The sequence below is a fragment of the Rickettsia hoogstraalii genome (genome assembly GCF_000825685.1).
Classification (GTDB): domain Bacteria; phylum Pseudomonadota; class Alphaproteobacteria; order Rickettsiales; family Rickettsiaceae; genus Rickettsia; species Rickettsia hoogstraalii.
Map to the genome: position 1 here is coordinate 598,635 of NZ_CCXM01000001.1, position 23,947 is coordinate 622,581.

The following is a 23,947-nucleotide window of genomic DNA, read 5'->3' on the forward strand; positions in this document are numbered from 1 at the left end:
GTGGCATCGCCGACCATGTCATTCCTGCGAAAGCAGGAATCCAGTAATAAAAATTTATAAATACTTTAAGTTTTTAAAATTAAAAGCTCAATTTATTTCGCTTTTTTTTGGATTCCCGCTTCCGCGGGAATGACATAAAAACTAGAAATAATTATTAAAATAACCTTATCCCAAAACGTAGATTTTTCAAACAAATTAATGTTGTTCTGATAAAGGTTTTTGAAGATCGAGAAGCTTAGTTGCTATTTCCGCTTCACTTAAATTCGTAACGTTAATAGCCGTTTCTGTGGCTATGTTAACATAACTTCCCGTTACTTCGGTTACACCGCCGGAAACAAGATAAGTAATTTGTGGGTTGTGTATATCATCTATATAAACCTGTACTAAACCGGCTTTTAAACTAACGATCATCGGAGCGTGATTCGGCAGCACTCCAAACATACCCTCTTCACCCGGAATTGTTACCATTTTAGCTTGCTTTTCAAATGCAATACTTAAAGTAGTAATTATTTTGACTAGAATTGTTTCGTTCATGGGCTAATTATATTTTTCGTCATTGCGAGGAAATTATGAAATAATTGACGAAGCAATCTCAGGAGTTCGTTATTATTTCATGAGATTGCCACGCAGCCTACGGCTGCTCGCAATGACGATTATGGTTACATTTATCCTTTCAACGTCTTCGCTTTCTCTATAGCCTCGTCCATAGTTCCGACCATATAAAAAGCAGCTTCCGGTAAATCATCGTATTTACCCTCTACAAGCCCTTTAAAACCTGCTATAGTATCGGCTAAATTAACAAATTTTCCTTCAGCTCCGGTAAATACTTCGGCGACATGGAAAGGCTGCGATAAGAAACGTTGTATTTTTCTAGCACGCGACACGGTTAGTTTATCTTCTTCGGATAACTCATCCATACCTAAAATAGCGATGATATCCTGCAACGATTTATAAGTTTGTAAAACCTGCTGCACTTGTCTTGCTACGCTATAATGTTCTTCACCGACAATCATCGGGTCAAGTACCTGAGAATTACTATCTAACGGGTCAACTGCCGGATAAATTCCAAGCTCGGCTATCTGACGGTTAAGTACTGTTGTAGCATCTAAATGTGCGAAAGAAGTAGCAGAAGCAGGATCGGTTAAATCATCTGCCGGTACATATATAGCCTGCACGGAAGTTATTGAGCCGTTCTTAGTAGAGGTGATACGCTCCTGTAGCTCTCCCATATCAGTAGCAAGAGTAGGCTGATACCCTACCGCTGACGGAATTCTACCGAGCAACGCCGATACTTCAGAACCTGCTTGAGTAAAACGGAAAATATTATCTACAAAGAATAAAACACCTTGCCCCTCATTCATATCTCTAAAACTTTCCGCAATGGTCAGACCGCTTAACGCAACTCTTGCCCTTGCTCCCGGCGGCTCGTTCATTTGTCCATAAACAAGAGCTACTTTTGAATTTTCCGGTTTCTCAAGGTCAATCACACCCGAGTCAATCATTTCATGGTAAAGATCATTACCCTCTCTAGTTCTCTCACCGACTCCTGCAAATACGGTATAACCGCCATGTGCTTTAGCTACGTTATTAATAAGCTCCATTATAAGCACGGTTTTACCTACACCTGCACCACCGAATAGTCCTATCTTACCGCCTTTAGTATAAGGAGCAAGTAAATCAACAACTTTAATACCGGTTACTAATATATTACGCTCGGTTGACTGATTGGTAAAATCAGGAGCAGACTTATATATAGAAGAAATATTTGAGCTTTTAATGTCTCCTTTACCGTCAATCGGCTCACCTACAACATTCATAATACGCCCAAGCGTCTCAGTACCTACAGGAATACGAATAGGACTGCCTGTATCTATTACTTCTACACCCCGCACTAATCCTTCCGTAGAATCCATAGCAATACAACGCACCGTATCATCGCCTATATGTTGTGCTACTTCCAGCACTATTCTTTGTTTATCGTTATAGCACTCTAGAGCATTTAAAATTTCCGGTAACTCACCGTTATTCGTAAATTTTACATCCACCACCGCTGAAATAATCTGAGTAATTTTACCGATATTTTTTGTCATAATTTTTCTGTTAAGATAATGTTCTTATAAAAAACGTCATCGCGAGAAGAAACTGAAAGTTTCGACGAAGCAATCTCGGGATATTTGATGAGATTGCCACGCAGCCTACGGCTTGCTCGCAATGACGGTCACTAAACAGCTTCAGAACCTGCTATAATCTCTATTAACTCCGTAGTAATAATAGCCTGTCTTGATCTATTCAACTTTAAAACTAATTTACTTATTAAATCATTAGCATTATTTGTCGCATTTTCCATAGCGGTCATTCTAGCTCCCTCCTCACTTGCTCTATTTTGTAGTAAAGCATAATTTATTTGGGAATTCACATATAAATTAATTAGATTAGAAATTAGATTTTCTCCCTCATACTCATAATGGTCATTCTCTATTTTAGAATCATTATAATATTTTTCTACCGGTAAAACCTGTTGTCTAGTCATAATTTGAGTCATTGCGTTCTTAAATTTATTAAAATATATAACACAATTACTAACTTCTAGATTTGCGACTAGCGACATAATTTTTTGTTTTACTTGCAGCATCAGATTTTCATCATGAATTTTGGGTAACTCAAAATAACTATCAATATAATTTGCATATTGCCTTTTTAGTGCTTCGTAACCTTTTTTTCCTATAATGATAAGCTTTATTTGTTCGCCTTTATTTTCTAACTCTTTAATATCATTCTTAACTTGCTTAATTATACTGTAATTAAACGTTCCGCATAAACCACGCTGTGATGTCATAACTATCAATAAATTTGCTTTATTCGGCATGGTATTAAAAAATTTCTGCTCTTCTATAGATAACTCATACATATCAATTGATAATATAGCAGACATCATTTTACTAATAGCCTCAATATAAAAATTTGAATTGGCTATTTGACTTTTTATTTTTGCCATTTTAGAAGCTGATACTAGTTGCATTGCTTTAGTAATCTTTTGTGTAGATTTAACGCTTTTAATTCTAGTTCTTAATTGCTTTAAATTTGACATATTTATTTAGTATTTTTATGTCATTGCGAGGAGCGAAGCGACGTGGCAATCTCGTCGATCTCCTGAGATTGCCACGCTCCTTTCAGTCGCTCGCAATGACGATTTAGTATCTACACAAAAACAATATCATTTTATTTAACAAATTCCTTAACGAAATTTTCTAAAAATGCTTTTAGTTTCTGCTCGGTTTCTTCGGTTATACGTTGCTCGTTTTTTATTGATTCCAAAATATCTTTTTTATTTAACCTTATATCCGTAAGCATTTTATCTTCAAATTCTTTTACTTTCTGAAGCGGTACATCATTTAAATATTTCTTAGTTCCGACATAAATACTTACTATTTGTTCTTCTACCGGAAAAGGATGATATTGAGCTTGTTTTAATATCTCAACTAATCTTTTACCGTGATCGATTTGTGCTTTAGTGGCAGGGTCTAGATCTGATCCAAATTGCGAGAAAGACTCCAGCTCTCTAAATTGAGCAAGTTCTAGCTTTACCGAACCTGCTACCTGCTTCATAGCCTTTATTTGTGCTGCAGAACCAACACGGCTTACTGAAATACCGACATTAACAGCCGGTCTTACGCCTTTATAAAATAGCTCGCTTTCTAAGAAGATTTGACCATCGGTAATTGAGATAACATTTGTTGGGATATAAGCAGATACATCACCTGCTTGCGTCTCAATTATAGGAAGTGCAGTAAGTGAGCCGCTACCTTTTTCCTCTGATATTTTGGCGGCTCGCTCAAGCAATCTTGAATGCAGGTAGAACACGTCACCAGGATATGCTTCTCGCCCGGGAGGTCTTCTAAGTAATAATGAGATTTGTCTATATGCGACGGCATGCTTACTTAAATCATCATAAATAATAAGTGCATGCATACCATTATCACGAAAATATTCGCCCATACTACAGGCAGAATAAGGGGCAATGAATTGAAGAGCTGCAGCTTCTGATGCAGTAGCCGAAACAACGATTGTATAGTCCATTGCTCCGGCATCTTCTAGTTTTTTTACTATCTGTGCAACACTTGATCTTTTCTGCCCAATAGCTACATAAATACAATAAATTTTATCGCTTTCATTAGTAAGTGAATGAGCTTGTTTTTGATTAATAATAGTATCAACCGCTATCGCCGTTTTTCCGGTTTGTCTATCACCGATTATTAACTCTCTTTGCCCTCTACCTATCGGAATTAACGAATCTATAGCCTTTATTCCGGTTTGTACGGGTTCGCTTACGCTCGTTCTTTCTATTATTCCCGGAGCCTTCATCTCGATATGTCTGTACTCTTTACTTGCAATATCGCCTTTGCCGTCAATAGGATTACCTAGAGCATCAACAACACGACCAAGCAAGGCTTTTCCTACCGGTACTTCTAAAACTTCTTTAGTTCTTTTGACATTATCTCCTTGCTGTACTTGGTTATCATCGCCCATAATTACAGCACCGACGCTATCATTCTCCAAATTTAAAACAAGCCCCTTAACACCGGATTTAAACTCTACTACTTCACCGGATTTTACATTAGCAAGACCATAAATTTTAGCAATACCGTCACCGACCGAGATTACCTGCCCTACTTCTTCAAGCTCACTTAAGCAATTAATATTAGCTATTTCCTTTTGTAATATTTCAGCTACTTCAATAGGCTTTAGTTTCATGTGGGATGACTCCTAATATGTTTACATGTCATTCCCGCGTAGGCGGGAATCCAGTATAACCATATAAAAAACTTGTTTTTATATGGTTATTTTATCAAAATAATTAAGGTTGCTTTTCTAGATCCCCGCCTATGCGGGGAAGCATTGTTGCGTGGATACTGAAGGTCGTCATTGCGAGGAGCGAAGCGACGCGGCAATCTAGGAAATAATTAAAAAAATTCTGTAAATAAGAATTTTTTACTGGATTGCTTCGTCAATTACTTCGTAATTTCCTCGCAATGACGGATAAACAGGTCCACGCAACAAGACCACGCGGGGATGACATTAACAAACCCTAACTTTTCTTAAAATCTTAGCTATTTTCTCTAAACTACCTTTTATTGAGTAATCTTGCAGCATACTATCATATTTAACTACAATACCGCCAATAATAGTACTATCTATATCAAATAATATTTCTGTTTTTTGATTTAATTCTTTTTCTATACGAGATTTAATCCACTCCTGCTCTTTAGGTTGTAACTTATTTGCAGAAATAACCTGAACTATCTTTATGTTTTTACTTTCATATAGTAAAGTATTATAAACATCTACTATATTAGATAAAATAGCAGTACGAGAATTTTTTACCAATAACAATAAAAAATTTTGTACTATTGTGCTAATTTTGATATTTTTTGCTAACGAATTGACTACGTTAATTTTGTCGTTCTTATTTACTATAGGAGAAAATAGGAACTCTCTAATATCAAAATTATCGGTAATTATACGATTTATAGAGGTAATTTCTTCAAAGATTTCATCTTGTATATTATCAACCATAGCGTTATTAAATAACGCCACTGCATAATTCTCGATTAAATTATCTTTGTTCATACATGTATTGCCCTATCATAAGCAGCAAGCACCGACTCATGCATCATTTCCGATAAAGTCGGATGCGGGAAGATAGTATTAATTAAATCAAGCTCTGTTGCTTCTAAATTTTTTGAAACCACATATCCTTGTATTAATTCTGTTACTTCCGAGCCTATCATATGAGCACCGAGCAACTCACCCGTCTTAGCATCAAATATAGTTTTAATTAAGCCATCGCTATCACCGCTTACTAAAGCTTTGCCATTAGCTATAAAAGGGAATCTGCCTATTTTAAGCTCATAACCTAAAGTTTTTGCTGCTTCTTCAGTCAAACCGACGCTTGCTATTTGCGGTGAAGAATAAGTGCAACCCGGTATATTATGCTTATTGATAGCATGTGGCTTTAAGCCCGCTATGCTTTCCGCTGCAATAATACCTTCATGGCTTGCTTTATGAGCTAAACAAGGCACTCCTGCTACATCGCCTATAGCATAAATTCCTGATTCCGCAGTTTGCATTAATTCGTTAGTAGCTATATAACCGTTTTCTACTTTAATTTTGGTCTTTTCAAGTCCTAAATTTTCTGTATTCGCCGTAATACCTACTGCCATAAGTAAGATTTCAGCTTGTAATTTTTGTGTTTTACCGGATAACTCTAGCTCAACTTCTATCTTATCTTTTGATTTTGTTTGCTTAATTAATTTAGCATTTGTAATAATTTTTATTTCCTTTTTCTCAAAATTCTTATGAGCGATTCCGGCAATTTCCGTATCTTCAGCAGGTAATATTCTATTATGTGCCTCAATTACGGTAACATCCACACCAATACTATTATAAAATGAAGCGAATTCTATACCTATTGCACCTGAGCCGACAATAATCATAGATTTCGGCACATGCTGCGGTATCATAGCTTCTTTTGAAGTCCATATTTGCTTGCCGTCAGGCTCAAAGCCTTTTAAAACCCTAGATCTTGCTCCAGTAGCTATAATAATATTATCTGCTTTTACCGTAGGTTTATCATTTATACTTATTACCTTACTTCCTGCAAGGCTTGCTACTCCGTCTATTACGGTAACTTTGTTTTTTTTCAGTAGTAACTTAACGCCGCCTGCAAGCTTATTTGAAATCTCTCTTGAACGTTCAACTATTTTCTTAATATTGATTTCAGCACCTTTAGAATCAATTCCATAATCTTTAGCATGTTTTATATATTCAAAAACCTCAGCAGATTTTAGCAAAGATTTAGTCGGTATACATCCCCAATTAAGGCACACCCCTCCTAAATGTTCTTTTTCTATTAATACAACTTTTTTCTTTAATTGTGCTGCTCTAATTGCCGCAACATATCCACCAGGACCACCGCCTATAACGGCTACATCGTATTGTTCCATTTTATTTTTATTTCGTTAGTTTTGTTTGTTATGAGCATTAACGTCATTGCGAGGAGAGGCAAAGCCTCGACGTGGCAATCTCAGGAGTTTGTTATTATTTCATGAGATTACCGTGCTCCCTATGGTCGCTCGCAATGACGATTCAGTATCCATGCAACAACGACGCCAATTTTTCAAATTAAACGAGTATACTACTCTTCAGCATCCATCTGTTTTTTTCATGCACCTTAATCCGTCCAATAATCATATCAGCTGTCCCCTCATCGCCCTCTACTTGTGCTACTTTGAGTCCCTTATATAATGTATCTCTAATAATATCTTGATCTTTTGTTAGACTTTTAAGCATTTCGTTTACTGTTACGTTTGGATTTGCCTCATCTATAGATGCAAGCTTTATTAAATTTGATAATGCAGGGACTTTAGCACCTAAACTTCTCACTCTTTCAGCAAGTTCATCTAAGCTTTCAGCTAAATCTTCATATTGTCCTTCAAATAATAAATGTAGACTTCTAAACTCTGCTCCTTCTACATTCCAGTGATAATTCTGTGTTTTAAAATATAAAGCATAACTATCTGCTAAAATTTGTTCTAAAGCTTTTACTACTTGCATAATATCCCTCAAATTTCTATGAACTTTTTGACTCTATAACATTTCTTTAGATACTTCAAGAGATAACAAGGTTTATATATAATTCCTGATATATTTCTTTTCTGTGTTTGATTGCAATAATAATTACCGTAGATGTTTCTTGTTCAATACGGTATATAATACGATAATCACTTACTCGGAGTCTTCTATGACCTTTCAAACTATAGCGTAACGGTTTGCCAAAAGCTATGGGATCAAACATTAATCGTTCTTCAATTGCACATTTGATAAGAGTTTTTGCATTGGAGGAAAGCATTGGGATATGCTTATTTGTTACTTCTTCTAGACAACGTATTTTATAATTCATTTCCACGCTTCTTCGTGAGAGTAAGTTTTAGCATTCTCTTTATCAAGCTTTTTAGCAACTTTTGACAGAAATAAATCTTCTCTCATTTCAAGAGCTTCAAGTGTTAATTCTCTGACTAAACTCGATAAAGATTTATTTTCTTGAACTGCTAAATTACTAAGCAAAGTGGAAATTACCGGCTCAAAAGTAACATTAACTCTTGGATTTTTAGACATATAGACTTATTTTTATTGATTAGTATTATTATTGTAACACTTTTATATCACTCAAACAATAAAATTATCAATTAAGAATAAAATTGCAATGATTATATATTAAATATTAATTTTTATTAGTAATTTCTTGACTAATCTATTTAGTTTTATCTATTGTGCTACCTTAATTTAAAACTTAAGGATAGAACGGCATGAATCACATATTACACTTTTCTTTAACTACCGCAGCAAGAACTAATACAATAAAAACAATTGGTGGTCAAAGATACCACATGCTTAAAATAGGGCATAATGTGGCCAGTTACTATCTAACTACTCCTACCCTTAGTTTAATTGAACAGACTTGCCCTAAAGAGAATATATTAACAACTCTGTGTAATAAAGGAATTGAATTATTAAATACTGAAACAAGCAATTTTGTATTTGAAGGAATGTTCAAAATAAAGGAAGTATTAACTGCAAATAAAGCTATTATTACAACGATTAATGATAATGGAAAAACTATACGGGATTATATATTGCAAAAACAAGGTGATAAGACTTATATATATGAGGAACGCTTGCTTAAAATATGTCAAGAAAATCTTCAAGGAAATCTTACTATTGAGGGTATACTTAATATCGCAGGGGATAATAACCCTATTATAGGAGATATTAAAGGGTGCGAAATATTTGAAGTAGAGAAAGAAAATGCTCTACAGGTGATTCTCTCAGAAATAAAGGATTTAATAGCTAACCCGATATCTAGCACTACTCAAGCAAGTGATATTAATACAACCGAGGGATGGACAGAGTCCGTAACAGAATATTTATCTGAAATGGCGACTAATGCAGTTAATAACACAATAACAAATTCTACTACTGAAATTTCTGAATCAATCTTTTCCGATAACACTGAAAGTTGGACTGAAACGGGAATAAATTTAATTAATAACACCGTAGCAAACCTTACTAATACTGCTTTCAATTCAACTTATAACCCTCAAGAAAATATGTTTGATGAGAGTGATAACGATAATTCCTTAGCTGCATATATAGGCATTGGTACAGCTGTAGCTGCCTCCATAGTTGTTGCAATAGGTGCAGGAGTAACTTGGTATTGCGTTAGAAATAAAAACGCAAAAAAAGCTAAATTAAAACAATATATTGATGAAATTGAAGCTGAAAGAGCTGCTACTATAGCTGAAGATAAACTTGCTGCTAACGCTACTGAAGAGCATAATGATCATACTACGGTAGATATGACCGGACTCTCCGAAGACGAAGGTACTCCTGTAACTTAGATTCTTGCTTTTTAATCAACAACCAATAGCAAATTCACTGTTGGTTGTTCCTCGAAAATAAAAATTGAAATTTATTTCAATTCTTTATTTATCAATTCTTTTAGCTTTTCTTTCGCTGCTTCTTTAGAACGTTGCCCTGCATAAGAATCATAAGGTTTAGTATCTTCAATAAAATGCACAAAGAAAATTTTTCTGTCATTTTTTTTCAACCAACCTACAAACCATCCAATTTGTTTATCTTTTAACTTTACGGTTCTATCTTGGCTAAGTTTATTACCGCTGCCTGTTTTACCGTAAAGCTTCCAACCATCTACAAAATCTTCCATAAACAAAATATTTTTAGTCATTTCTTGGGCTTTAACACTTACCAGCAATTTATTCTCCGTAAGTTTTTGAAGAAAAGCTATTTGTTCTTCCGGTGAAATTTCTAAAGAACTAGAAAGCCATGAATTAGTTAAACCGTTATTCTTTCCTTTATCTCCTGAAATATCACGATTACCATAATCAAATTTTGTTACATAATCACGGAATTTTTCAATACCTAATTCTTTTGTAATGACTTGCGAATACCAAAGACAGCTATTCTTCATCCATTCTTTAGGTGTGTGTGGTTGCTTCCAAGTTTCTAACATAGCAGGATATCCTTCTTTAAAAGGTAACTTCGGGTGAGTTTCATCAATTAAAAAACCATCATCGTAACCCATCAAGCTTAAGACAATTTTAAATGTTGAACATGGAGCATAACGAGACTCGCAATTACCTTCTTGTTTGATAAATTTGTCATTTTCTTTAACTATAAAACAATCAGCTTTAGTTATAAAAGGTATAGTAAGTGATATTAGAGCAGTTAGATATAAAATAATTTTTTTCATAGGTTAAAATAAAATTCCAAATAAACGAATAAGTAGGTAGACGAAGTTTAATTTGAAAAAGAGCAAGGCGTTTTATATTTTTTGACCGCAGCGTACACTAGTACGTGAGGATCAAAAAATATAAAACAACGACGCCAATTTTTCAAATTAAACGAGTATACTTAGTAAATCTCTTGAGACTGATCTTCTTTGCTCGGCACATAATCAAAAATATCATTATTATCGTGATTATCGATCATATCTTCATTCTCAAGCATCTGAACATTATTGACTTTAAACGCCTCCATAACTGTGCCGCTTGGTGTAATTTTACCGGTTGCTCTATCTACGGCGATTAGCTTAATTGAATCTGGAACTTTGAAAGGCAGCGATGGCTCATCCTTATAAGCATTACTCATAAAATCAATAAAAATCGGCAATACTACGTTTGAACCTGTTGCTCTTTTTCCAAGCTCTTTCGGTGTATCATAGCCAACATAGCTACCGACTACTATTTTGGGTGTAAAACCTACAAACCATGTATCTTTACTATCGTTACTAGTACCGGTTTTTCCACCGATAATTTTCCCTAACTTCTTCGCAGCATAGCCAGTACCTCTATCTATTGCTCCGGTTAAAAACGAAGTAATTTGATAATCGCTAGCTTCATCCGTAACTCTATAAATATCTTCTTTCGGTATTTCTAATATTGCGATATCTAAATTGCTATCCGAAACATTACAAGAAAGACATTCTCTATTATCTCGCCTATAAATAATTTTACCGTTACGGTCTTTAATTAATTCTACAAAATGAGGTTCAACTTTTTTACCGCCGTTAGCAATAATTGCATAGGCATTAGTCATTCTGCTAAGTGTAGTTTCAATTGAACCAAGTACCATAGAGTAAACTTTTTTTGGTTCATTATTAATACCGAATCGCTTAATTATATCAACGATTTTTGTAAGTCCTACGGCAGTTGCAACTCTTACAGTTATAAGATTACGAGATTTTTCAAGACCGGTACGCATAGTGATTTCGCCTAAAAACTTATCTTCATAATTTTTAGGACGCCAACTAGGCATACCCGGACCTTGCGAAATCTCAATAGGTCCATCGTTAAAAATCTGATTAGGTTTAACACCGTTTTCAAGGGCTACTAAATAAACAAAGGTTTTACTCAAAGAACCTGGTTGACGAAGTGCTTGAGTTACTCTATCAAATTTACTTGTGGAAAAATCATAACCGCCGACGCTTGCAAGTACCTGTCCGGTATTTGGGTTCATAACCATAATAGCACCGTTTACCTCAGGAATTTGACGAAGAGCATAGCCGTCTTTTATAGATTCAACCACTATCACATCACCTTTTTTAAGCAAGGTCTTAACTGATTTAAGATTACTTTTTGCCCATTTCATTTCAGCAATAGGCATCTTAGATTTACTGCCGTCTATAAGTCCAATCTCTGCATGATTATCGGCTACATCTAGAACTACAGCTAATTTATACTCTAAAAGCGATGAAGGCGTAGGTAGTTTTTTTAGCTCTTCTTGCCAATTATCAAGAGAGATATTAGCTATAGCTTTTCTAAAACCACGCCTTCTATCAAACTCCCTTAGACCTTTTCTTAAAGAGTTTTCAGCTAATTGCTGCATCTTTGCATCTAAAGAAGTAATAATAGTAAGCCCTCCGGTATAAAATTCTTCTTTACTATTTAGCATCCTAATTACTTCTTCTCGCACCTGCTGGGCATAATAATCAGCCGTAACAGTTTCTTCTTTAGCTCGTTTACGTAAAACTATCGGGCTATCCATAGCTTCTTTCGCAGCATCTTTTGTTATATAACCATCTTCAAACATACGTGCTATTACATAATCACGACGAGCTTTTACTCTAGCGTAGTTTCTCTCTGGATTAAGTTCGGAAGGGGCTTTAGGCAGTGCCGCAATAAAAGCTGATTCTGCAATAGTAAGTTCCTCTACGGATTTATTAAAATAATTTTGTGCAGCTGCCGCAATGCCATATGCACCACGACCAAAAAATGTTTGATTAAGATATAATTCTAAGATTTGATCCTTAGTAAATACTCTTGAAATCATATAAGAAAGAATCGCTTCTTTAATCTTACGTTCAAGAGAAACTTCGTTAGTTAGCAGAAAATTTTTGACCACTTGCTGCGTAATGGTAGACGCTCCTTCCATACGCCTATGATGTAAATAATTAGATATATTTAAAAATGCCGCTCTAACTATTCCAAGTAAATCGACGCCGGGATGGTTATAGAAATTCTTATCCTCAGCTGCGATAAAACCTTCTATTAATGAACTCGGTACGCTATTAATCGGTACAAATACTCGGCGTTCAAAAGCATATTCCTCCATTAATTTACCGTCACGGGAATAAATACGCGTTACCGACGGTGGATAATAACGTGCAAGTTGTGAGTAATCAGGTAAATCACGTGAATAGTGATATATTATATACCCCACAACCGCACAACCTATTAGAATAAGTACGGCAAAAATTTTTAAACAAAAAAATAAAGATTTGTACATGACTTACTTAGATATCCCCATAGATTTAGAATTACTTTTTGAGTACATATCCGGCACAGCGACAGGAGTATTTGTAATGCTTTGTTCTTCTGAGGCATATTTTGTAATTAACAAAATTATATCTTTACTCTTTGTTGACATTGCGGCTTGTAACGGTGTAGTACCATCCTTAGAATTAGCTTTATTCGGATCGGCACCCGCTTCTAATAGAACTTCTGCTATATCTGTTTGATTATTCTTAACTGCCCGTAATAATAAAGTACTACCATCCTTAGCAGGTATGTCTATATCAATATTTAATATATTTAATAGTATTCGGAGTTACACTTGTTCCTGCTTCTAATAGTGTTTTTACTACCTCTGTATGTCTTTCTTGAGCAGCAAGCATTAAAGGAAATACACTTTCAGAGTTTGCTTTATCTACGTCTGCTCCCTCTTCTAACAGAATCTTTACTACCTCTGCATGCCCTCCATAAGCAGCAAACATTAAAGAAGAGAGACCCTTAAAGTTTGCTTTATCTACATCTACTCCTGCTTCTAATAAAACCTTTACTACCTCTGTACCCCCCTGCTCAGCAGCAGATGTTAAAAGAGTGACTCCGAATATATCACTATTATTTAAATCTACTCCATGCTGTTTAATATTGAGTAGATACTGCTTAAGTATATCAATATCTTGATTTTCAATTTTATTACATAAATAAACTGTCATGCCTAGTGCTAGACTTTTTGCTTCTTCATCACTAACTTCAATTTTCACTTCATCAGATCCTTTAAAGTTAGATTTAAAATATCCCTGATCTTTTACTTTTTTAAATTCTCTACTATTTTCAATTTTTCTAATATCTTCTGCAATAAAATCAGTAAAGACAACAGTTAAATCATTAATAGCTTTAAATCTTTTAACAATATCTTTTAATATTTCTGGTTTTAAGGTTCGAGCATTTTTTAAGTGGATAGCATCTTTTTTATCAGAGGTCGGATTAAAATTAAATGTTGAAGTTTGAAAAGCATATTTCTGCTCTTCAACCCATCGAGCATAACTATCCTTTTTAGGGTTCTCTAAATAATTTTCTAACGATTTCTTTATAGTATAACCTCCTAACATTAAGAATGAACTATTCTTAGAATCAACATGCGTAATTAAACTGTTATTTTTTCCTAAAATATGTGCTGCTTTAACTCCCTCCATAACAAGACCATAAATGCCATTCTCCTCTTAATTCTTTCTTACCTGAATGCTTAACTAAAGTATTTTTTTAACTCCTTTAAAAAGTCTTCTGTCTTAACAATAGAAGATGATTCCATTTGTTGCTTTTGTTCATCTCGTTTACCATGAGCATCAATATCAATACGAAAATTATCTGCAAGTGTAATCCCTTGAAGCTTTTTGTTAATTAAATCTAACGTTACATCGCTTTCTCTATCACCAATACATAATACTCCTTCTTTATTAGCGAACTCTTTATAATACACTATTGGACAAACCAAACCCAATAATAATAATTTCTCTAATTGAAGTTTCTAGCATAAAATTACCTTATTAAAATATTTCGCCGGTTAAACTATTAAGTGAAGCCTTAGTAATTTTTACATCAATGATTTTACTAAGTAAAGATTTATTAGGGTTTTGGATATATACAGACTGCATGTATGGAGTTTTACCTATTATTTGATCATCGAATTTACCACTACGATCAAATAGAACTTTCATAGTACTACCGACACAACTTTCATTAAAAGCTAGTTGCTGAGCCATGAGTTCTTTTTGCAATATAGTTAATCTCTCTGATTTTATGTGTTCCGGAACTTGATCTATTCTAGTTGCACCTGGCGTACCGGGACGAGGACTATATTTAAACGAATAGCACTGACCGTATTTTACTCTGCAGACCAAATCTAAAGTATCCTCAAAATCTTCATCTGTTTCACCGGGAAAACCGACAATAAAATCAGAGGATAAAACTATATCGGACCTTGCTTCTCTTAAGCGATTAATTATATCAAAATAATAATCCCGATCATGCTTACGGTTCATGGCTTTTAATATTTTATTTGAACCTGATTGCACCGGAAGATGTAAAAACGGCATTAATTTAGGTTCAGTGCCGTGCAGTTTTATTAGATCATCTGTCATATCTATCGGGTGTGATGTCATATAACGCAATCTCTCTAAATTTGGAATTTGTGCTAGATGTCTCAGTAAATCGGCAAGACTAAATATTTTATCTGCAGGACCTTTACCGTGATATGCATTGACATTTTGTCCAAGTAGCATAATTTCTTTAGCACCGCTGCTAACTACTTTTAATGCTTCTCTGTAAACCTGTTCTACGTTCCTTGAAAATTCAGCTCCTCTTGTATAAGGTACTACGCAGAAAGTGCAAAATTTATCGCACCCCTCTTGCACCGATATAAAGCTACTAGCTCCTTGCGGATATAATTGTTCCGGTAAATTATCAAATTTTGCTTCTTCAACAAAATCAAGATCGATTAAATGTTTTTCGTGTCTAACGACTTTTGAGATTAATTCCGGTAGGTTGTAATAAGATTGCGGACCGACAACAATATCGACATAAGGAGTTCTTGAGAAAATCTCTTCACCTTCCGCCTGAGCAACACAGCCTGCTACAACTATTATTGCAGAGTTTAAGCCTTGTTTTTTTCTCGTATCTTGTAGTTTCTTAATACGACCGAGTTCAGAATAAATTTTCTCGGCTGCTTTCTCTCTGATATGACAGGTATTTAGGATAATAACATCAGCTTCTTCAATATTTTCCGTAGGTTCATAACCAAAAGGATAAAGCAAATCCTGCATCTTAACGGAGTCGTAAACATTCATCTGACAGCCGTAGGTCTTAATATAAAGCTTCTTACTCATAAAATTTTTAATATTATAAAAAGTTCTATACTATACTATATTTAGATAATTTTATCAAATTTTAAATAAACCGAAAACACTATCCATCTGCTCTTCTTAACTTAATTAATTCATCTACTAGAGAAATTTTTTCTCCTATAGTATCTATATAATCTTGCACTTTTGTTTGTAATTTTGCTAAAGCTTGATTTGGAGTAGTAATACAAATCATACTTTCTTTTTTATGGGCTTTATCTTTTATTTTCTTTTTTGCTATATTAGTAATACTTTATAATGAATAGTATTTTTATCAAATAAGGATAAACATACCATATTATTTTTTATTTATAAATTCAGCTAAGCTTTAAACTAACTTCTTGACGTATTAATCTTATCCATATAAATTTACATGGATAATGACTAAGTTGAGATGTGATTGAGCGTTTTTTAGCAAAAGAAATTGAATTTAAAATATTATTATTTATTAATTCTTGCTGTGCAGATTTTTTCGGTGATTTCTTTTAATTTTTCTATTCTCTCAATAAGATAAAGTAGCTGTTCTTTTGTAATTTTATAATTTTTATCATATCTTGCTTTAACATATGCTTCTTTTAGTAACTTAAAACATTCTTTTTGCTCAGAAGTTGCTATAGGAAAAACTTGCAATAAATCATTATTATAATTTTTTTCCCCAATTTTTTTATATCATGTAATTTCGGCTTGTAATTAGAAAAAACTAGTAAAATAGTGCTGTAAAGACTTTCGGTAGCTTGATGTAACAAGAAAGCTGCTATGGAATTTTGATTTCTTTGTAAAAAATCATTTGCTCCTAATAAAAAACCTCTTCCTCTATCAAACCATTCTTCATAGTAATCTTTAGCAATTTCTTTCATCTCGCTCCAAGGTAAATCTTTAGCTTCGCTAAGCATAAATTCCTTGCTATCATATAAAAGAACGCCTTCTTTTTTTATATCCGTATAAAAATAACGTCCTTTTTCTAGCTGCCTATTTATTTCCTCTATTGACTCAAGAATTATAGATATCTCTGAATCATATAGGATAATCTGGTCTTTTATTACTCCGTTTTTTCTAATCTCTTATATATTTTATTTTCTAATCTTAAAGCAGCGAGTCCTTTATATTTACCTTTTTTCAGGATTATCAAAATATCGGTATCGCTATGATAGCCGTTAGGTAGATCGCGTACCCAATCGCCTCTAGCAAAAGAGCCGTACAAGATAATCATAGCAATTTTATCCTGTGCAATATCTAAAATCTGCTGCACTATAAAATTAAGCTTTGCTCTAATTTTAAAAGAACGTTCGGGTAAGGTGGTTTTCATTTAAATATCTATATTTTATATTTCTGCTTTTAGCTTTTTTATTTCTTCTATGGATATTCCTGTCATCTCATGTATTTCTTCTATAGGTATTTTTTTAGTTAGCATTTTCTTTATTATTTCAATTTTTCCCTTCTCTATGCCTTTCTCTATCCCTTTCTCTATGCCCTTTTCTATACCCTTCTCCATACCGGCATTAAACTTTTCTTCAAACTTGTCTATTTCTTGTTGTATAGCCATTTCAGTCCTAAAATAATCATCATGCTCTTGGTCTGTCCATTTATATTGCTCTAAACTTGCATATGCCGATAACACAATTTCATTTTTAATTTCTTTTGGCGGTTCTTGTTCTTGCGAAGCATATTTTAATAAATGCAACCATTCATCGGTATCATCTTTAAGATCATTTTTTTTAAATTTTCCTAATTCAATAAATACATAAGTTAATGAAAATAAATATTGTTTATGGGTATTGCTTTCTTTTATATAATGATAGCTAATATACGGCAATTCATCACGCAAAGCTTTTGTTCCTATGATAGCAATTATTACTACCGGCAATAAATCCTTATGTTTCATACCCTTCTTAATTTGGCTAACGTAGGTATAACAACCGTAAAGCTGCGTTCTATTAAGATAATCTTTCTCCATTTTACGCTGCATTTCGATTATATACCATCTACCGGTTTCATCTTTAACTTTTAGATCGAATAAACTTCTTTTCCCTTCAAGAAATAAAGGCAATTGTTCAGTAGTTATATAGCTTAAATCTATGATTCTATCTCCTTTCGATAACCTAAGAAGAGAGTTCAATAAATTTATTAATTTTACTTTATCACTAAATAATTTTTTAAATGCGACATCATTTGTACCGTCTAAATATCTTTGCATAAATAATTATATCTTTAGTGAGTTTTTATATATAGCAAATTAATCTCAGATAGTAAACTACTTTTACAATTTATTATCGATATTAGACTTCTTGCATAACTTATCTTATAAAGAGGAATCCCTCAGGAAACACGGAAGTACTTGCCACCGCAGCATATATAAATATGTGAGGATGCGAGTAGCGGATTGACGTACAAATTACCTTTAGAAGGAGGTTATGCAAGAAGTCTATTAATACCTATCATTATCATCATATACTCCCCAAATTACTTTCTTGGAAATCCAACCTGTGTAATTCTTACATGTAATTTGACAGAATTGTTCTTTGCATTTTTTTAAACCGCAGCGAACCTTGGGCATTAATTTTGCTATAACTCGGCTTTTAGGGTCTGCGGATTTGGTAAGCTCTATTTCCTTATCGGAGGTAATAACTACTGATCTTTTACCTGATAAAACACTTGAATGTATCCAACCGCCTTCGCCGTTAATGTCACGTACTTGTCGCCATTGTTCGTACTCTGCAGTTATTTCTACCGGTTCGCCTTTTTTAACAAAAACCCATTCTACGGCAGATTTAGTGGTTGGTCCGCTCCTTGCATTTACTTCATTAGATTTTATTGAAACAAATCTCGGAATAGGCAATTTTTTATTATCGGCGTTAATTGTTGTTGATAATATTATCGTAATTAAAATGATAAAAACTTTAATCATTATCTTCCACTTCAGATAAAGCATCCTCTTTTTTTGCTATTATATAATTACCAAGCCTAAATTGTACTTTTATTCTATTAATTTCCTGCTCGCTAATACCTATATTTTTTAGGACTGTTCCACCTATTTGTAATCCGGTCTCATAACTTTCCGGAATAATAGTTGTGGCACCTAAATCATAAAACTCTCTAGCATTTTTTAAATTTTTTAACTTAACGACAACCGGTATATCCTGATAATTACCGCTAATTGTTTTAAGCGATTTCTTGATAGTTACTTGATTATTCATAGTAAGTATTATAGCGAATGCTCTTTCCGTACCTAATGCTTTTAGAGTATCGGCTTGCGACACATCACCTTTAAAAACCGGTAAACCGTTTGATAGCTCTTCTTTTACTCTATCATCATCTAAATCAAGTATTACGTAACTTATACCTTCCGCTTCCAAAACTCTTGCTACCATTTTACCGGTATTACCAAGTCCGGCAATAATAATATGGTTTGTTAAATCTCTTGCCCCAAGCTCAATCATTTGAGTCGGAGTTTTACCGAGTCCTTTATCAACTTTCTCGGCAATCTTTTTCCCTAAAGCTGCGAGTAATGGAGTAAGTGCCATAGTAAAAGTAACTACGAGTAATAATATATCGGCAGTACTTTCTTCTAATACTCCGCTATCTTTACCTAAACTGAATAATATAAAACCAAACTCTCCACCTTGCGATAATAATAAGCCTGAATAAAAAGCAACTCCTTTATTAAAACCGAATAAAATACAAAAAGCCGTTATGATTAAGGTTTTTATACCTATTAAAACAATAGATAAAGTAAGAATATGAGATATTTTTTCATACATTTCTAGTGCGTCGATATTCATACCGACAGTCATGAAAAACAATCCTAAAAATAAACTTTTGAAAGGATAAATACTTTCTTCTGCCTGCAATCTAAATTCAGTTTCCGCCACTAATACTCCAGCAACAAATGCTCCTAGAGCTAAAGACAAACCAAATGTTTCGGTAGCCCAAGCAGCAGAAAGTACTATTAACAAAGTCATTGAAATAGGTAACTCGCTTGCATTATTACTTTCTGATGAAATGAAAGAAAATACAGGACGAAGAAAAACACGACCGACAATAAATATTGTAAGTAAGGCCGTTACAGCTTTTAAGAGTGCAATACCAAGAGCCGCTGCAAGCGAAGCTTTATTGTTACCGGCAAGTAACGGAACTATCACAAGCAATGGAACTACGGCTAAATCTTGCAGTAACAGAATAGCTAAAGAAACTCTTCCTATTTGCGTTGATTGACTAAGATTTTCCTCAATAACCTGCATAACAAGTGCCGTAGATGAAAGGGCAAGACCACCACCGGTAATAATAGCCGCACTACTATTACCGTCTATAAGTACCATTGCACCGGCAATTACTATAGCAGTCGTTAAAACTTGCAAACTACCGAGACCAAAGACATATCGTCTCATAGCTTTTAATCGCTCGAAGGATAACTCAAGACCTATTGCAAATAATAGAAATACTACACCAAGTTCACCTAGTAACTTAGTTTGGTCATATGTTACGATTTTTAAACCGTGATCACCTATTGCAGCTCCTGCAATTAAGTAACCAAGTACCGGACTTAATCTAAGACGCTTAAGTATAGCCACGATAAAAACCGCAGTACCGAGTAAAATTATAACGTTAATAAAAATATGATCTTTCATCTTTTCCAAATTTCTTCTAGCTTAAAATGCTCCCGTGCTTCAGGATAAAAAATATTAATTAAAATAGTACCTGCATCTATTAGTACCCACTCTGATTTACCAAGCCCCTCAATATTACTATTTATACCGGCATTATTTTTTAATTCTAAAGCTACATATTCAGCAATTGCTCCAACATTTTTAGTCGAACGACCGCTAGCAAATATAATATAATCAGCTAATTTATGTTTTCCTGTTAAATCAATTACCTCAATATCTTCTGCTTTTTTCTCACTTAAACATTCTAAGATAAATAATTTTAATTCTTCAGTTTCTTTTTTCATAATAATTAATAAATGATATAATAATATTAATTATTATATGCATAAGAGTAGAGTTTATCAATGAATGTTTAAAATTCTATAATAAAAATTCATATAAAGCTTTACTTTAACAAAAAAAACTTTAATTAATATTGATAAATAATGGCAATATCTGCAGAAGAGTTAGAAAAAATACTTAAGGAATCCTTTCCAAACAGTATAATAAAAATTACTGATTTAGTAGGAGATCAAGACCATTATGCCTTAGAAATATCAGATGTTCAATTTAATGGACTTTCTTTAATTAATCAACATAAATTAGTAAAAAACGCCCTGTCTGAAATATTAAATAAAAAACTACATGCAATTACCATAAAAACTATCGCAGTTCCTGAAAAATAATTACAAATATTAATATAATAACTCCTGCCTAAATTCAACTTATTATTTAATTAAGTTTTATACTTACTTAGGTTCATGAAGCTTTCTAATTGATTTGCTATTTTGAGGGATTTTTTAGCGAAAATTAATAAGATTTTTGAAGGAATAGTTATTCATATTTCAAAAAAATCTTATAATTTGCAGTAAAAAATAACCAAAATTAAATCTTTTTAGAAAGCTTCATAGAGCCTATATTAAGATTATAATTTTTCTGATAAAACCAAATTTTAAATTAACTTTTGCATTAGTCAACAATATGTTGACTTCTATTCTTACATATAGAATAAATAAAGGAAAGTTAGAAATTCTAGTAATTAATGTTGATGTTAGAGGAGAGATATATAAATAATGTTCATAGAGCTAATATTTATAACGCTTAGAATATATAAATTTACTCTTCAAGTTGTTTTTCTATCCATTTTTTATGTTTTTGTTCATCTAAAAGACCTTGTTTTAAGGTTTTTGATGAATCATGCCATTTATTATTATGCTCATTTAATCTTTCATAAGCAGTATTAGTATCTTCTTCATTTGTATGCATAGCATATAATATAGCTTTATCATCAACTAAATCAGCAAGTATCACTTTACCTTTTGTTAGCCATTGCTTACTACTTGGTCCTTTTACTGTTTTCTCGTTATGTTTTGATAAAAGCTTATTTAACTCTTTTACATGTCTTTCATGGTCCATTTTAAATGCAATCCAACTGCTTCTTGTAATCTTCATTAGAATTCTATTAATAGCAGTTTTATATGCTTCGATAGCATCGTAATCAAGTTCTATAAGTTCTTTTATTGCATCGGCAAAATTATTTTGGGTTCCTACTAAAGTTGTCATGTTAGCCTCCTTAATTTTTGGTTGCAATTATAAGCGTACTCCTTAAATTTTTTCAGGTCAAGGTTAAAAAAACAACAATAAAAATAAATTTTTTATAAGTAAACAGTAATTAACTTTATTGTTAAAAATAATAATTTATAATGTTTTTATTTTAATTTAGGTTGACTTACCATATAAATCTTTCTACCATCATATATAGAGCTACTGAAAACAAGATAAAAGTGGTTCTGTATTATTAACTAACCCGAATATTTAGGAGGGAATTATGACTAATAATAACAAAGGCTTCGCCTCTAGAGACAAAGAAAAAGTAAGAGAAACAGCTGCTAAAGGAGGGCACGCTTCTCACGGAGGACATCATGGTCATAACGATCATGATCACGTATCAGGAAAACAGGGCTTCGCTTCTATGGATAAAGAAAAAGTAAAGGAAATAGCTGCTAAAGGAGGATATGCTTCTCATAAAGGTAGCCATTAAGATAATAGATAGAAAATATTAAATAACTAGCTATTCAGGATAAGAACTTATCCTGAATAGTGATAAGGTAATCAAGAAAATTATTAAGCTTCATCTTTGATTATAAAATAAAATTTACTACTCAGTTAAGGATAGGAATTTTATAGTTCTTATCCTTAACTGATGTGGGTTTTTTAGAAGTTTACTTTAAGTCTTAGCGTACCGGATTGAGCATGGTATTTTTTAGCTAAGTTCAGCCCGTAATGCACTCCGTACTCCATTCTACCTTTCTTAAGTACTACCCCTGCTCCTAAATCATACAGCATTTTAGTAGGTTTAGGTGATGGTACCGGTAGAGGCTCATTAAGACCGTTAAGATCTGCAATGATTGCCGGTGTTTTACCTTTAAAGTCGTAATTAATAAAGGCATGAACTTGCGGTCTAATTATGAACTCATCCTTATAGAAAGTTGTTTTAATTTCACCGCCGAGTATACCCTCAACCTTATTATATTGACGCTTCTGAATAGTTAGGTTTTGGAAAGAAGTACCGTATTCCTGATAACCGGAATCTTTAATCTTAGTAAGCCTGAGTCCTGCCATCGGTGCAAATGAAGTTTCTTTCCATAGATAATTATAACCCCCAACTACTTGACCGCTATAAGAAGTTGAATGATACTTACCGTGTGCCGTTTCATAACCACCTATAATATTACGTAGTTCATTAGTTTTAATATCGCTTCGTGAATAGGTAGTTACTCCTTCTACAAACCAGTTATTTACAAAGTTATATAAACCGTATATAGAACCCATATTAGTTCCGACCTTAGTAGTATTACCGGATTTGGCATTTTGGTAACGTAACTTCGTATCGACTCTAGTATAAGCAGCTCCAAGAACTATATTATCGTTTATAACGGTATCGACCCCGATTGAGCCACCGGTAGATTTAGCTTTATAACCGCTAAGACCGTTAAAGGCTTTTTGTACCGCTTTGTCGTAATATGGGCTAACCCATACTCCGTAAACGGAATTATTAGCGTTACCTTCATCGAGTTCACAGTCACCGCCTCCGACAGCTGCACCTCTCTTACGTGAGGTAGCATCTTCTGCTGCAGGATTTGCACCATCCTCTGCCGCATCTTTAAGCGTCTTAAGTCTCTTACCTACTTCTTGAGTACCGGTACTAGTATTATCATGAGCAGCATTAAAGCCGTCATTCGCATTAGAACGACTTATTCCGCTACCTGAATTTCCACCGCTACCTGTACCTGAAGAATTATCTCGGCTACTACCTATAGCAGGATACCACTATCAGAACTGCCTCCCATATTGTTACTATTATTAGCAGGAGAAACACCTGTTGTTGTAGGATTACCACTATTACCATATGGACTGCTTCCACCGTTGGTAACACCACCGTTAGAGCTTGCACCACCATAGCTTGAGCCACCTGTTGCCACACCACCGTTAGAACCTGCACCATCATAGCTTGTGCCGCCTGTTGCCACACCACCGTTAGTGC

Annotated in this window: 30 protein-coding genes; 4 read left to right on the top strand and 26 right to left on the bottom strand. The window is 33.7% G+C overall.

The features are described from left to right. Positions 1–195: 195 nt before the first annotated feature. Positions 196–534 carry a F0F1 ATP synthase subunit epsilon gene (locus tag BN1174_RS03145; RefSeq protein WP_040256436.1) on the bottom strand — a complete coding sequence of 113 codons (339 nt, stop codon included), beginning with the start codon at positions 532–534 and terminating at the stop codon, positions 196–198. A gap of 22 nt (positions 535–556) precedes the next feature. Here BN1174_RS03145 and BN1174_RS09805 point away from each other — a divergent pair, with 22 nt between their 5' ends. Then, positions 557–697, top strand: a complete 141-nt coding sequence (locus BN1174_RS09805) for an RND transporter (protein ID WP_156138460.1) — start codon at positions 557–559, stop codon at positions 695–697. Here BN1174_RS09805 and atpD read toward each other — a convergent pair. From atpD to BN1174_RS03185, 8 genes are all read right to left on the bottom strand, one after another. After that, complete coding sequence (gene atpD, locus BN1174_RS03150) at positions 666–2,090, bottom strand: F0F1 ATP synthase subunit beta (protein ID WP_040256438.1); 1,425 nt, start codon at positions 2,088–2,090, stop codon at positions 666–668. The two genes, BN1174_RS09805 and atpD, sit on opposite strands and share 32 nt — an antisense overlap. A gap of 131 nt (positions 2,091–2,221) precedes the next feature. Beyond that, complete coding sequence (gene atpG, locus BN1174_RS03155; RefSeq protein ID WP_040256440.1) at positions 2,222–3,088, bottom strand: ATP synthase F1 subunit gamma; 867 nt, start codon at positions 3,086–3,088, stop codon at positions 2,222–2,224. A 131-nt stretch (positions 3,089–3,219) separates the two neighbouring features. Continuing rightward, positions 3,220–4,752 (bottom strand): F0F1 ATP synthase subunit alpha, encoded by a 1,533-nt coding sequence (atpA, locus tag BN1174_RS03160; RefSeq protein WP_040256442.1) that lies wholly within the window; start codon positions 4,750–4,752, stop codon positions 3,220–3,222. Positions 4,753–5,076: 324 nt separating this feature from the next. Continuing rightward, positions 5,077–5,628, bottom strand: a complete 552-nt coding sequence (gene atpH / locus BN1174_RS03165; protein ID WP_040256443.1) for an ATP synthase F1 subunit delta — start codon at positions 5,626–5,628, stop codon at positions 5,077–5,079. After that, on the bottom strand, positions 5,625–7,004 hold the full coding sequence (gene lpdA / locus BN1174_RS03170) for a dihydrolipoyl dehydrogenase (RefSeq protein ID WP_040256445.1): 1,380 nt from the start codon (positions 7,002–7,004) through the stop codon (positions 5,625–5,627). Before lpdA ends, atpH begins: the two co-directional genes overlap by 4 nt. A gap of 178 nt (positions 7,005–7,182) precedes the next feature. Next, positions 7,183–7,614, bottom strand: coding sequence for a Dps family protein (locus tag BN1174_RS03175; protein ID WP_040256448.1), 432 nt, complete (start codon positions 7,612–7,614; stop codon positions 7,183–7,185). A 55-nt stretch (positions 7,615–7,669) separates the two neighbouring features. Continuing rightward, entirely contained in the window at positions 7,670–7,855 is a 186-nt protein-coding gene (locus BN1174_RS11565; RefSeq protein ID WP_231555768.1) for a type II toxin-antitoxin system RelE family toxin, read from the bottom strand. A gap of 101 nt (positions 7,856–7,956) precedes the next feature. Further along, positions 7,957–8,175, bottom strand: coding sequence for a DUF6290 family protein (locus BN1174_RS03185; protein WP_040256452.1), 219 nt, complete (start codon positions 8,173–8,175; stop codon positions 7,957–7,959). Between the two features lie 191 nt (positions 8,176–8,366). Here BN1174_RS03185 and BN1174_RS11570 point away from each other — a divergent pair, with 191 nt between their 5' ends. Beyond that, positions 8,367–9,458, top strand: coding sequence for a hypothetical protein (locus tag BN1174_RS11570; protein ID WP_082022272.1), 1,092 nt, complete (start codon positions 8,367–8,369; stop codon positions 9,456–9,458). Between the two features lie 71 nt (positions 9,459–9,529). Here the strand turns inward: BN1174_RS11570 and blaOXA are convergent, their stop codons facing one another. From blaOXA to rsfS, 14 genes are all read right to left on the bottom strand, one after another. After that, complete coding sequence (gene blaOXA, locus BN1174_RS03205) at positions 9,530–10,330, bottom strand: class D beta-lactamase (protein ID WP_040256453.1); 801 nt, start codon at positions 10,328–10,330, stop codon at positions 9,530–9,532. A 161-nt stretch (positions 10,331–10,491) separates the two neighbouring features. After that, on the bottom strand, positions 10,492–12,864 hold the full coding sequence (locus BN1174_RS03210) for a penicillin-binding protein 1A (protein ID WP_040256456.1): 2,373 nt from the start codon (positions 12,862–12,864) through the stop codon (positions 10,492–10,494). A gap of 3 nt (positions 12,865–12,867) precedes the next feature. Continuing rightward, on the bottom strand, positions 12,868–13,179 hold the full coding sequence (locus BN1174_RS12235; RefSeq protein ID WP_082022273.1) for an ankyrin repeat domain-containing protein: 312 nt from the start codon (positions 13,177–13,179) through the stop codon (positions 12,868–12,870). Next, positions 13,154–14,056 (bottom strand): ankyrin repeat domain-containing protein, encoded by a 903-nt coding sequence (locus tag BN1174_RS07810; protein WP_052454728.1) that lies wholly within the window; start codon positions 14,054–14,056, stop codon positions 13,154–13,156. The genes BN1174_RS12235 and BN1174_RS07810 overlap by 26 nt, the downstream gene beginning before the upstream one ends. Before the next feature lie 50 nt (positions 14,057–14,106). Next, positions 14,107–14,361 (bottom strand): hypothetical protein, encoded by a 255-nt coding sequence (locus BN1174_RS03225; RefSeq protein WP_197062032.1) that lies wholly within the window; start codon positions 14,359–14,361, stop codon positions 14,107–14,109. 46 nt (positions 14,362–14,407) lie between these two features. Next, positions 14,408–15,745, bottom strand: a complete 1,338-nt coding sequence (gene miaB, locus BN1174_RS03230; protein WP_040256461.1) for a tRNA (N6-isopentenyl adenosine(37)-C2)-methylthiotransferase MiaB — start codon at positions 15,743–15,745, stop codon at positions 14,408–14,410. A 79-nt stretch (positions 15,746–15,824) separates the two neighbouring features. Continuing rightward, positions 15,825–15,956, bottom strand: coding sequence for a hypothetical protein (locus BN1174_RS12240; protein WP_269378847.1), 132 nt, complete (start codon positions 15,954–15,956; stop codon positions 15,825–15,827). 245 nt (positions 15,957–16,201) lie between these two features. After that, positions 16,202–16,390, bottom strand: a complete 189-nt coding sequence (locus BN1174_RS03235) for a HEPN domain-containing protein (RefSeq protein WP_231555770.1) — start codon at positions 16,388–16,390, stop codon at positions 16,202–16,204. Then, on the bottom strand, positions 16,372–16,653 hold the full coding sequence (locus BN1174_RS03240) for a HEPN domain-containing protein (protein WP_040256465.1): 282 nt from the start codon (positions 16,651–16,653) through the stop codon (positions 16,372–16,374). Before BN1174_RS03240 ends, BN1174_RS03235 begins: the two co-directional genes overlap by 19 nt. 146 nt (positions 16,654–16,799) lie before the next feature. Then, a complete protein-coding gene (locus BN1174_RS09810) occupies positions 16,800–17,066 on the bottom strand; it encodes a nucleotidyltransferase domain-containing protein (RefSeq protein ID WP_040256468.1) in 267 nt (88 codons plus the stop codon). Between the two features lie 15 nt (positions 17,067–17,081). Then, positions 17,082–17,954: an Rpn family recombination-promoting nuclease/putative transposase gene (locus BN1174_RS08620; RefSeq protein ID WP_040256470.1), complete on the bottom strand. Its 873-nt coding sequence runs from the start codon at positions 17,952–17,954 to the stop codon at positions 17,082–17,084. A gap of 231 nt (positions 17,955–18,185) precedes the next feature. Further along, positions 18,186–18,665: an SH3 domain-containing protein gene (locus BN1174_RS03255; RefSeq protein ID WP_040256472.1), complete on the bottom strand. Its 480-nt coding sequence runs from the start codon at positions 18,663–18,665 to the stop codon at positions 18,186–18,188. Continuing rightward, positions 18,658–20,385 (bottom strand): cation:proton antiporter domain-containing protein, encoded by a 1,728-nt coding sequence (locus BN1174_RS03260; protein ID WP_040256474.1) that lies wholly within the window; start codon positions 20,383–20,385, stop codon positions 18,658–18,660. The genes BN1174_RS03255 and BN1174_RS03260 overlap by 8 nt, the downstream gene beginning before the upstream one ends. Continuing rightward, positions 20,382–20,708: a ribosome silencing factor gene (rsfS, locus tag BN1174_RS03265; protein ID WP_040256475.1), complete on the bottom strand. Its 327-nt coding sequence runs from the start codon at positions 20,706–20,708 to the stop codon at positions 20,382–20,384. The genes BN1174_RS03260 and rsfS overlap by 4 nt, the downstream gene beginning before the upstream one ends. A 141-nt stretch (positions 20,709–20,849) precedes the next feature. Here rsfS and BN1174_RS03270 point away from each other — a divergent pair, with 141 nt between their 5' ends. After that, positions 20,850–21,089: a BolA/IbaG family iron-sulfur metabolism protein gene (locus BN1174_RS03270; protein WP_040256476.1), complete on the top strand. Its 240-nt coding sequence runs from the start codon at positions 20,850–20,852 to the stop codon at positions 21,087–21,089. A gap of 430 nt (positions 21,090–21,519) precedes the next feature. Here the strand turns inward: BN1174_RS03270 and BN1174_RS03275 are convergent, their stop codons facing one another. Then, positions 21,520–21,966 carry a DUF2383 domain-containing protein gene (locus tag BN1174_RS03275; RefSeq protein WP_040256477.1) on the bottom strand — a complete coding sequence of 149 codons (447 nt, stop codon included), beginning with the start codon at positions 21,964–21,966 and terminating at the stop codon, positions 21,520–21,522. A gap of 265 nt (positions 21,967–22,231) precedes the next feature. Between BN1174_RS03275 and BN1174_RS03280 the strand changes: the two genes are divergently transcribed. After that, on the top strand, positions 22,232–22,444 hold the full coding sequence (locus BN1174_RS03280; protein WP_040256479.1) for a KGG domain-containing protein: 213 nt from the start codon (positions 22,232–22,234) through the stop codon (positions 22,442–22,444). Between the two features lie 173 nt (positions 22,445–22,617). Here the strand turns inward: BN1174_RS03280 and BN1174_RS08630 are convergent, their stop codons facing one another. Further along, positions 22,618–23,721 carry an autotransporter outer membrane beta-barrel domain-containing protein gene (locus BN1174_RS08630; protein WP_331370589.1) on the bottom strand — a complete coding sequence of 368 codons (1,104 nt, stop codon included), beginning with the start codon at positions 23,719–23,721 and terminating at the stop codon, positions 22,618–22,620. Beyond that, on the bottom strand, positions 23,718–23,933 hold the full coding sequence (locus BN1174_RS11580; RefSeq protein WP_231555771.1) for a hypothetical protein: 216 nt from the start codon (positions 23,931–23,933) through the stop codon (positions 23,718–23,720). Before BN1174_RS11580 ends, BN1174_RS08630 begins: the two co-directional genes overlap by 4 nt. Positions 23,934–23,947: the final 14 nt, after the last annotated feature.